General features: G+C 41.6%; 8 protein-coding genes, 1 tRNA gene and 1 rRNA gene. 9 read left to right on the forward strand and 1 reads right to left on the reverse strand.

The features are described from left to right. Positions 1–91 precede the first annotated feature (91 nt). Both adhE and gap read left to right on the forward strand, forming a co-directional pair. Positions 92–2,743, forward strand: a complete 2,652-nt coding sequence (gene adhE, locus BLS46_RS09035) for a bifunctional acetaldehyde-CoA/alcohol dehydrogenase (protein WP_093587077.1) — start codon at positions 92–94, stop codon at positions 2,741–2,743. Positions 2,744–3,041: 298 nt separating this feature from the next. Next, positions 3,042–4,052 carry a type I glyceraldehyde-3-phosphate dehydrogenase gene (gap, locus tag BLS46_RS09040; protein ID WP_000260678.1) on the forward strand — a complete coding sequence of 337 codons (1,011 nt, stop codon included), beginning with the start codon at positions 3,042–3,044 and terminating at the stop codon, positions 4,050–4,052. A 67-nt stretch (positions 4,053–4,119) separates the two neighbouring features. On the opposite strand, the gene BLS46_RS09045 is transcribed toward gap, so the two are convergent. Beyond that, positions 4,120–4,995, reverse strand: a complete 876-nt coding sequence (locus BLS46_RS09045) for an RluA family pseudouridine synthase (RefSeq protein ID WP_093587079.1) — start codon at positions 4,993–4,995, stop codon at positions 4,120–4,122. An 86-nt stretch (positions 4,996–5,081) separates the two neighbouring features. Between BLS46_RS09045 and pbp2a the strand changes: the two genes are divergently transcribed. The 7 genes from pbp2a to BLS46_RS09085 form a co-directional block, all read left to right on the forward strand. Continuing rightward, the gene (pbp2a, locus tag BLS46_RS09050) at positions 5,082–7,277 is read left to right on the forward strand and encodes a penicillin-binding protein PBP2A (RefSeq protein ID WP_093587081.1); all 2,196 of its coding nucleotides are present in this window, start codon (positions 5,082–5,084) and stop codon (positions 7,275–7,277) included. A gap of 52 nt (positions 7,278–7,329) precedes the next feature. Beyond that, a complete protein-coding gene (rpmG, locus tag BLS46_RS09055) occupies positions 7,330–7,482 on the forward strand; it encodes a 50S ribosomal protein L33 (RefSeq protein ID WP_001809375.1) in 153 nt (50 codons plus the stop codon). 9 nt (positions 7,483–7,491) lie between these two features. After that, positions 7,492–7,668: a preprotein translocase subunit SecE gene (gene secE / locus BLS46_RS09060; RefSeq protein ID WP_000505776.1), complete on the forward strand. Its 177-nt coding sequence runs from the start codon at positions 7,492–7,494 to the stop codon at positions 7,666–7,668. Between the two features lie 57 nt (positions 7,669–7,725). Then, positions 7,726–8,262, forward strand: a complete 537-nt coding sequence (gene nusG, locus BLS46_RS09065; protein WP_000376732.1) for a transcription termination/antitermination protein NusG — start codon at positions 7,726–7,728, stop codon at positions 8,260–8,262. 120 nt (positions 8,263–8,382) lie between these two features. After that, entirely contained in the window at positions 8,383–8,856 is a 474-nt protein-coding gene (locus tag BLS46_RS09070; RefSeq protein WP_001049309.1) for a hypothetical protein, read from the forward strand. A gap of 65 nt (positions 8,857–8,921) precedes the next feature. After that, positions 8,922–8,993 (forward strand) — tRNA-Glu (locus BLS46_RS09075). Between the two features lie 232 nt (positions 8,994–9,225). Next, positions 9,226–9,414, forward strand: a 16S ribosomal RNA gene (locus BLS46_RS09085); the annotation flags it as partial.

Below are 9,414 nucleotides of genomic sequence, written 5' to 3' on the forward strand. Positions count from 1 at the left end.
GAAATGGTTTACAAAGTCTTGAAAAAGAGTTATAATAAACTTGTGAAAAAATTAACAAAGGATTAAATCCTTGAAGTCTATGGAGGACAATATGGCTGATAAAAAAACGTTAACACCTGAGGAAAAACAACTTGCTGCTGAAAAGCATGTCGACGGGTTAGTGAAAAAAGCCTTGATTGCGCTTGATGAAATGCGCAAGTTGAACCAAGAGCAAGTTGACTATATCGTGGCAAAAGCTTCGGTTGCAGCACTTGACGCGCATGGTATCCTTGCACAACATGCAGTTGAAGAAACTGGTCGTGGAGTATTTGAAGATAAGGCAACAAAAAACCTTTTTGCCTGTGAACACGTTGTCAATAACATGCGTGGTGTTAAAACTGTCGGTGTTATTGAAGATGACCCTGTTACTGGCTTGACTAAAATTGCAGAGCCTGTCGGAGTAGTCTGTGGTGTCACTCCAACAACAAATCCAACATCAACAGCTATTTTCAAATCACTCATTGCTTTGAAAACACGTAATCCAATCGTTTTCGCCTTCCACCCATCAGCTCAAGAATCTTCTGCTCACGCAGCACAAATCGTTCGTGATGCAGCTATCGCGGCTGGAGCACCTGAAAACTGTGTTCAATGGATTACAGAACCATCTATGGAAGCAACTGGAGCGCTTATGAACCACGAAGGCGTTGCAACTATCCTTGCAACTGGTGGTAATGCCATGGTTAAGGCGGCTTACTCATGTGGGAAACCAGCTCTTGGGGTAGGTGCCGGAAACGTTCCTGCTTATGTAGAAAAATCTGCCGACCTCCGTCAAGCTGCTCACGACATCGTTATGTCTAAATCATTTGATAATGGTATGGTCTGTGCATCAGAACAAGCTGTTATCATTGATAAAGAAGTGTATGACGAATTTGTAGAAGAATTCAAATCATACCACACTTACTTTGTAAACAAGAAAGAAAAAGCACTTCTTGAAGAATTCTGTTTCGGCGTGAAAGCAAACAGCAAAAACTGTGCAGGTGCTAAACTAAACGCAAACATCGTTGGTAAACCAGCAGCATGGATTGCTGAACAAGCAGGATTTAGTGTTCCAGAGGGAACAAACATCTTGGCTGCAGAATGCGCAGAAGTAGGACCAAAAGAACCATTGACTCGTGAAAAATTGTCACCAGTTATCGCTGTCCTAAAAGCTGAAGATACAGAAGACGGTCTTAAAAAAGCTCGTCAAATGGTTGAGTTTAACGGACTTGGTCACTCAGCAGCTATTCATACAAAAGACGAAGCTCTTGCTAAACGCTTTGGCACAGAAATCAAAGCAATGCGTATTATCTGGAACTCTCCATCTACTTTCGGTGGTATCGGTGACGTATACAATGCCTTCATTCCATCATTAACACTTGGATGTGGCTCATATGGACACAACTCAGTTGGTGATAACGTGAGTGCGATCAACCTTCTAAACATCAAGAAAGTAGGGAAACGTAGAAATAATATGCAATGGTTTAAAGTTCCTTCAAAAATTTACTTCGAACGCAATTCTATCCAATACCTTCAAACATGTGAAGATATTGAACGCGTTATGATTGTTACAGACAAATCTATCGAAAAACTAGGCTTTGTTCAACGTGTTATTGATCAATTGAACAAACGTAGCAACCGTGTAACTGTCCAAGTCTTCTCAGACGTTGAACCAGACCCAGATATCACAACTGTAGAACGTGGTACTGAAGTAATGAGAGCATTTGAACCAGACACAATCATCGCTCTTGGCGGTGGTTCTCCAATGGATGCAGCGAAAGTAATGTGGCTCTTCTACGAACAACCACAAATCGACTTCCGTGACTTGGTTCAAAAATTCATGGACATCCGTAAACGTGCCTTCCGCTTCCCATCACTTGGTAAAAAAGCGAAATACATTGGTATTCCAACAACTTCAGGTACAGGTTCAGAAGTAACACCATTTGCCGTTATCTCTGATAAGAAAAACAACCGCAAATACCCATTGGCTGACTACTCATTGACACCAACTATTGCCATTGTTGACCCTGCTTTGGTTGAGTCAGTTCCAGATTTCATCGCTGCGGATACAGGTATGGACGTCTTGACTCACGCGACTGAAGCTTACACTTCAAACTTTGCTAACGACTACACAGACGGTATCGCCCTTCAAACAATCAAACTTGTCTTTGAATGGTTGGAAAAATCTGTTAAGACAGCTGATCCAGAAGCTCGCGAAAAAATGCACAATGCATCTACAATGGCTGGTATGGCCTTTGCCAATGCCTTCCTTGGTATGAGCCACTCAATGGCCCACAAGATCGGTGCGGTTCACCATACTGTTCACGGACGTACAAACGCTATCTTGCTTCCATATGTTATCCGTTACAACGGAACTCGTCCATCTAAGACTACTACATGGCCTAAATACAACTATTGGAAAGCCGATGAGAAATTCCAAGACATCGCGAAAATGCTTGGCTTGCCTCACTCAACTCCAGAAGAAGCAGTTGAAGCATACGCTAAAGCTGTTTATGAACTTGGTGTTGCAGTAGGTATCAAGATGAACTTCAAGGATCAAGGAATTGATGAAAAAGCTTGGAAAGACAGCTTGCATGAAATTGCTTTGCTTGCTTATGAAGATCAATGTTCACCTGCTAACCCTCGCTTGCCAATGGTAGCTGACATGGAAGAAATCATGGCAGATGCTTACTATGGTTACGCAGAACGTCCAGGACGTCGTAAATAATCGTTTATCAGCCTAGAGGCAGGAGTTATCCTGCCTCTTTTCATAGTCCTATTTCTGAAGTTAGAGTTGAACTATGAGAAGAGAAGATTATGCGGATAGGATAGAAGATCCTAGAAATAAAAGCTTGGGTGAATGAAGGGGATCGAAAAGTAGAAAAGCAAGAGAGAAAAACAACGCCCGTACTTGCAATTCTACTTAAATAGTTATATAATAATAATGTTGAAAGGTGATTTGTAGTGATTCAAGTTACTCTTTTCACAATAAAATTTTCAGGATTTTCATAAGGAGGAAATCACTAATGGTAGTTAAAGTTGGTATTAACGGTTTCGGACGTATCGGTCGTCTTGCTTTCCGCCGTATCCAAAACGTAGAAGGTGTTGAGGTTACTCGCATCAACGACCTTACAGATCCAGTGATGCTTGCACACTTGTTGAAATACGACACAACTCAAGGTCGTTTCGACGGTACTGTAGAAGTTAAAGAAGGTGGATTTGAAGTTAACGGTAAATTCGTTAAAGTTTCTGCTGAACGTGATCCAGAACAAATCGACTGGGCTACTGACGGTGTAGAAATCGTTCTTGAAGCAACTGGTTTCTTTGCTAAGAAAGCAGCGGCTGAAAAACACTTGCACGCTGGAGGAGCTAAAAAAGTTGTTATCACTGCTCCTGGTGGAAACGATGTTAAAACAGTTGTATTCAACACTAACCACGACGTTCTTGACGGTACTGAAACAGTTATCTCAGGTGCTTCATGTACTACAAACTGCTTGGCTCCAATGGCTAAAGCTCTTCAAGACAACTTCGGTGTTGTAGAAGGATTGATGACAACTATCCACGCTTACACTGGTGACCAAATGATCCTTGACGGACCACACCGTGGTGGTGACCTTCGTCGTGCTCGCGCTGGTGCTGCTAACATCGTTCCTAACTCAACTGGTGCTGCTAAAGCTATCGGTCTTGTAATCCCAGAATTGAATGGTAAACTTGACGGATCTGCACAACGTGTTCCAACTCCAACTGGATCAGTTACTGAATTGGTAGCAGTTCTTGAAAAGAACGTTACTGTTGATGAAGTGAATGCAGCTATGAAAGCAGCTTCAAACGAATCATACGGTTACACAGAAGATCCAATCGTATCTTCAGATATCGTAGGTATGTCTTACGGTTCATTGTTTGACGCAACTCAAACTAAAGTTCTTGACGTTGACGGTAAACAATTGGTTAAAGTTGTATCATGGTACGACAACGAAATGTCATACACTGCACAACTTGTACGTACTCTTGAATACTTTGCAAAAATCGCTAAATAATTCTTGAGTCGATAAAAGCAAGGCCAGAAGGCCTTGCTTTTTCTATATGGAAAAATGGATGCTGGTGTCATCCATTTTGTTTTAATTCTGTTTCGAAAGTATCCGAGAAGGCAGTGAAACTCAATTTTTCTAAGGTGAGTGGGTGGGTAAAGGAAAGGCGAAAAGCGTGAAGCATAAGTCTGTTTGCATTGGACGTCGTGTTATAGAGAGGGTCGCCTATGATAGAATGTTTATGATGAGAAAGGTGAACACGGATTTGATGGGTTCGACCGGTCTTTAGTTTGCAACGAACCAGAGAAGTCTTATTTGGGAATTGTTTTAATCGACTGATATGAGTTTCAGCATGTTGACCATTTTTAGGATCCACTACCCGTTTTCTGCGATCGTGTCGATCACGACCAATTTTATCTCGGAAGATAAGTTCTTTATTCCCTACTTGCCCCTCTACGAGTGCCCAGTACTCACGAGCGATTTCCTTTTTCTCCAACAAACGATTGAGAATAGGAAGGATAAAAGGATTTTTGGCAAAAAGCACTAAACCGCTTGTTTCCATATCCAGACGATGAACAACATAGCAAGTTTGACCAACGTAGGCAGAGACATGGTTGAGAAGGGCAATTTCATCTGGTTGATTACCGTGTGTTTTCATGCCTTCGGGTTTGTTGACGATAATGAGATGTTGGTCTTGGTAAATCTCCTGAACAAGGTCTGGGTTGCCCAAAAGGATTTCCTTTGTGGGATAACCTTCCTCGTCAAAAGTCAATTGACAAATATCCCCTGGCTTCACCATCTCGTTCCAGTGAACTTGTTTTTGATTGATTAAGATATTCTTCTTGGTTCTTAGAAAATGGCGAATCTTTCTAGGAATGAGGAGTTGCTCCTCTAGGAATTGTTTGACCGTCATTTGAGGCAAGGATGATGGTAATGTAAATGTGAATTGCATACAGATATTGTAACAAAAAAAGCCCTATTTGGATAGGTAGTAGCTAAATTCTTGAGTTCCTATGGTGAAGATGATAAAATAAACGCATGAAATTAGATAAATTATTTGAGAAGTTTCTTTCTCTCTTTAAAAAAGAAACGAGTGAATCGGCGGAGCCTGATTCGACTAGCATGCGTCGTTCACGGAGCGATAGAAAAAAATTGTCCCAAGTAGGCCCAATTCGGAAATTTTGGCGTCGTTATCATCTGACAAAGATCGTCATCATTTTAGGGTTAAGTGCTGGTTTGCTAGTAGGAACCTACCTATTTGCAATAGCCAAGTCTACCAATGTCAATGATTTGCAAAATGCCTTGAAAACGCGAACTCTGATTTTTGACCGTGAAGAAAAAGAGGCAGGAGCCCTGTCAGGTCAAAAGGGAACCTATGTTGAGCTGACAGATATCAGCAAAGACTTGCAGAATGCTGTCGTCGCGACAGAGGACCGTTCCTTCTATAAAAATGACGGGATTAACTATGGTCGGTTCTTCCTAGCTATTGTCACAGCAGGTCGTTCTGGAGGCGGTTCTACCATCACCCAACAGTTGGCGAAAAATGCCTATCTGTCTCAGGACCAAACCGTTGAACGGAAGGCCAAGGAGTTTTTCCTTGCCTTAGAGTTGACAAAGAAATACAGCAAGGAGCAAATCCTTACTATGTACCTCAATAACGCCTACTTCGGGAATGGGGTGTGGGGTGTTGAAGATGCAAGTAAGAAATATTTCGGTGTATCCGCTTCGCAACTAACGCTTGATCAGGCGGCGACTCTAGCCGGTATGCTCAAGGGACCAGAGTTGTATAATCCATTAAATTCTGTTGAAACTTCGACCAACCGTAGGGATACTGTTTTGCAAAATATGGTTGCAGCAGGCTATATTGATAAAAATCAAGAAACTGAAGCAGCTGGAGTAGATATGACTTCTCAACTGCAAGATAAGTATGAAGGTAAGATTTCTGATTATCGTTACCCATCCTATTTTGACGCAGTTGTCAACGAAGCAGTATCCAAGTACAATCTAACAGAAGAAGAGATTGTCAACAACGGTTATCGCATCTATACAGAGCTTGACCAAAACTATCAAGCAAACATGCAGGTTATTTATGAAAACACTTCGCTATTTCCAACGGCAGAAGACGGAACGCATGCTGAATCAGGTAGTGTTGCTCTAGAGCCTAAAACAGGTGGGGTGCGTGGAGTTGTCGGACGCGTAGCTGGTGATGACAAATCAGGCTTCCGTAATTTTAACTATGCAACTCAGTCTAAACGCAGTCCAGGCTCGACGATTAAGCCTTTGGTCGTTTATACTCCAGCTGTGGAAGCGGGCTGGGCCTTGAACAAACAACTGGACAACCACACTATGCAGTATGACAGTTATCAAGTAGACAACTATGCGGGTATTAAGACATCTCCAGAAGTACCTATGTATCAGGCCTTGGCAGAATCACTCAACTTGCCAGCGGTTGCGACTGTAAATGATTTGGGAATCAATAAGGCCTTTGAAGCTGGGACGAGATTTGGTCTGAATATGGATAAAGTTGACCGTGTTCTCGGAGTTGCCCTAGGTGGAGGAGTAGAGACGAATCCTCTTCAGATGGCACAAGCCTATGCAGCCTTTGCTAATGAAGGACTGATGCCTGAGGCGCATTTCATCACTCGTATCGAAAATGCCAGTGGACAGGTCATCAAGAGTCATAAAAACTCCCAAAAACGAGTGATTGATAAGTCGGTAGCTGATAAAATGACCAGCATGATGCTAGGAACATTTACCAATGGTACAGGAATTAGTTCGTCGCCAGCGGATTACGTTATGGCTGGTAAAACAGGAACTACTGAGGCTGTTTTCAATCCTGAATATACGAGTGACCAGTGGGTGATTGGTTATACTCCAGATGTGGTGATTAGCCACTGGCTTGGCTTCCCAACAACAGATGAGAACCATTATCTAGCAGGTTCGACCTCAAATGGAGCAGCCCATGTTTTTAGAAGTATGGCTAATACCATTTTGCCTTACACTCCTGGCAGCACCTTTACGGTTGAGAATGCCTATAAGCAAAATGGTATTGAACCAGAAAATACCAAGCGGCAAGTCGTTGAAAATGAAACGAATCAGACGGAAGATCCGCTAGGAGATATTCGTAGTCGTGCTCAAAATCTTGTAGATGAAGCAGGTCGGGCGATTTCAGAAGCCAAGATAAAAGAAAAAGCCCAGACAATATGGGACTCAATCCTTAATCTATTTCGTTAAGAGGCTTGTCAAAGCCTAGGTTTCTTGTTATAATAGATAAGATGGAGGCGTTATGGCACTAAAAAAAGCAAGCCTAGCTTGTGCAGTTTGTGGTTCAAGGAATTACTCAATCAAAATTAGTGGGAACCCCAAGCCAACACGACTAGAAGTAAATAAATTTTGTAAACATTGTGGAAAATATACGACACATAGAGAAACGAGATAGGAGAGAACGATGGGTTTTATTAAGGATATTTTTAAACTTCTTAAAGAAACAACTTGGCCAACTCGCAAAGAAAGCTGGAGAGATTTTCGCTCTATTATGGAATACACAGCCTTCTTTGTGGTCATCATTTACATTTTTGACCAGTTGATTGTTTCAGGTTTGATTCGATTTATTAACATTTTTTAGAAGAGAAGCGGAGAACTTCTGCTAACTTTCTTCTATATATGTATGAAAGGAAATATCATGGATAGTTTTGACAAGGGATGGTTTGTTCTACAAACTTATTCTGGCTATGAAAATAAGGTAAAAGAAAATCTATTGCAACGTGCGCAAACATATAACATGTTGGATAATATTCTACGCGTTGAGATTCCAACACAAACCGTGCAAGTTGAGAAAAATGGAAAGAAAAAGGAAGTTGAAGAGAATCGCTTTCCAGGTTATGTCCTTGTAGAAATGGTCATGACAGATGAAGCATGGTTCGTTGTTCGAAACACACCTAACGTAACAGGATTCGTCGGCTCACACGGGAACAGATCAAAACCAACTCCACTATTGGAACAAGAAATCCGTGATATTCTGGTTTCAATGGGACAAACTGTTCAAGAGTTTGATATTGACGTTGAAGTTGGCCAGACAGTCCGCATCATTGATGGTGCTTTTGCAGACTACACAGGTAAAATTACTGAAATTGATAACAACAAAGTGAAGATGATTATCTCTATGTTTGGTAATGATACGATTGCAGAAGTGAATCTCAACCAAATTGCAGAATTATAACCCCAGAGAGGCTTTGCCTCTCTTTTTATGTGCCGTTGAGGGAGGAAGAAGTATAGAATAGAGGAAGTAGACCCAGTGGCTCGCACATTTTGCTAAACTAAATGCAGAAAGGAGAGGTCTATGAATCTAAAAGATTTATATGAAGAAAGTAAGGGAATCGTCCATAAGTGTCGCAAAGATTATCATTTGCATCTGTGGGAGAAAGAGGACTGGAATCAGGAAGGCATGTTATGTCTGTATGAGCTGGTGAGTTGCAACCCAGAGTTACTAGAGGGGGAGCGCCATCGACTTTATGTCTGCTTTAAAACAAAGTTTAGAAATCGTATCCTAGATTACATCCGTAAACAGGAAAGCCACAAGCGCCGTTTTGACAAAGAACCCTATGAAGAGGTGAGTGAGATTAGCCATCGTCTAGGAGAGAAAGGACTCAGGCTGGACGATTATTATCTCTTTCACGAACTTCTAAAGAATTACAAATCAAAGCAGAGTATGGAAAAACAAGAATTAATAGACCGTCTAATGGGAGGAGAAGTCTTTAGAGGACGTAAAGCTCTCCTGAGAGAACTTTCCCTAATCTTTTCAGAATTTCGGTAAAGAGGAAAAAAAGTCCTTGACAAAGGCGGAAAAGTAGGTATAATAGAAAGAGTTGAAAAGCTCAAGGTCCGTTGGTCAAGGGGTTAAGACACCGCCTTTTCACGGCGGTAACACGGGTTCGAATCCCGTACGGACTATGGGTGTATTGTGGTTAAAAAAACTTGAAAAAAGTTTAAAAAATCTGTTGACAGAGACAGATGGCTGTGATATACTAATATAGTTGTCGCTTGAGAGAGAATGAGTGACAAAGACCTTTGAAAACTGAACAAGACGAACCAATGTGCAGGGCACTATAACTGAAGTTATAGTACTGAACAATGAAAAAAACAATAAATCTGTCAGTGACAGAAATGAGTGAGAACTCAAACTTTTAATGAGAGTTTGATCCTGGCTCAGGACGAACGCTGGCGGCGTGCCTAATACATGCAAGTAGAACGCTGAAGGAGGAGCTTGCTTCTCTGGATGAGTTGCGAACGGGTGAGTAACGCGTAGGTAACCTGCCTGGTAGCGGGGGATAACTATTGGAAACGATAGCTAATACCGCATAATATTGACTAT

This window comes from Streptococcus sp. NLAE-zl-C503, assembly GCF_900104285.1.
Lineage (GTDB): Bacteria > Bacillota > Bacilli > Lactobacillales > Streptococcaceae > Streptococcus.

Bases quoted from the DNA above. Each gene is read 5' to 3' on its own strand.
- adhE (WP_093587077.1), top strand. From the start codon at position 92: ATGGCTGATAAAAAAACGTTAACACCTGAGGAAAAACAACTTGCTGCT.
- gap (WP_000260678.1), top strand. From the start codon at position 3,042: ATGGTAGTTAAAGTTGGTATTAACGGTTTCGGACGTATCGGTCGTCTT.
- BLS46_RS09045 (WP_093587079.1), bottom strand. From the start codon at position 4,995: ATGCAATTCACATTTACATTACCATCATCCTTGCCTCAAATGACGGTC.
- pbp2a (WP_093587081.1), top strand. From the start codon at position 5,082: ATGAAATTAGATAAATTATTTGAGAAGTTTCTTTCTCTCTTTAAAAAA.
- rpmG (WP_001809375.1), top strand. From the start codon at position 7,330: ATGGCACTAAAAAAAGCAAGCCTAGCTTGTGCAGTTTGTGGTTCAAGG.
- secE (WP_000505776.1), top strand. From the start codon at position 7,492: ATGGGTTTTATTAAGGATATTTTTAAACTTCTTAAAGAAACAACTTGG.
- nusG (WP_000376732.1), top strand. From the start codon at position 7,726: ATGGATAGTTTTGACAAGGGATGGTTTGTTCTACAAACTTATTCTGGC.
- BLS46_RS09070 (WP_001049309.1), top strand. From the start codon at position 8,383: ATGAATCTAAAAGATTTATATGAAGAAAGTAAGGGAATCGTCCATAAG.